General features: G+C 45.8%; 1 protein-coding gene. It reads left to right on the forward strand.

Translation table 11 applies throughout. The features are described from left to right. Positions 1 to 73: 73 nt before the first annotated feature. A partial coding sequence (locus UYI_RS0131420) for a COG4705 family protein (RefSeq protein WP_016870653.1) occupies positions 74 to 587 on the forward strand: 514 nt, incomplete at its 3' end.

Below are 587 nucleotides of genomic sequence, written 5' to 3' on the forward strand. Positions count from 1 at the left end.
TTGACTTTTTCTCTCTACGATAAACCTGCAAGTTTAGATAAAGTATGCGATCCAGCAGTAAGTAGGAGCAATAATGAACAAAGTTGCAAAGGTCACAATTTTCTTTTGGATTATGAAGATCATCGCCACGACGCTCGGCGAAACGGCAGGTGACTTCATCTCAATGTCTCTTGGGCTGGGTTATTACGTGGCCTTTGCCGTAACTTTTGCCATTCTGGCTATTCTCCTGTTTTTTCAAATTCAAGGAGACAGATATCGTCCAGCCCTTTACTGGGTAGCTATCATTGCAACAACCACAGCCGGAACTGAAGTTTCAGACTTAATGGATCGATCTCTCGGACTGGGCTACGCAATGGGATCGCTGATCCTGGTAGCCTGTCTCTTAAGTGTTCTGGCTATCTGGTATTATCGGGATCGGGATCTGAGCGTTTATCCGATCGCAAGGAAAGACGCAGAGACAACCTATTGGCTGGCAATTGTGTTCTCAAACAGTTTGGGAACGGCCTTTGGTGACTTTCTAACAAGCAACTTAGGACTAAGCTATATCCAAGGCGCATTCGTGACGGCCAGCGTCATTGGTGTTGTCA

Origin of the sequence: Fischerella muscicola PCC 7414 (genome assembly GCF_000317205.1) — a bacterium.
Lineage (GTDB): Bacteria > Cyanobacteriota > Cyanobacteriia > Cyanobacteriales > Nostocaceae > Fischerella > Fischerella muscicola.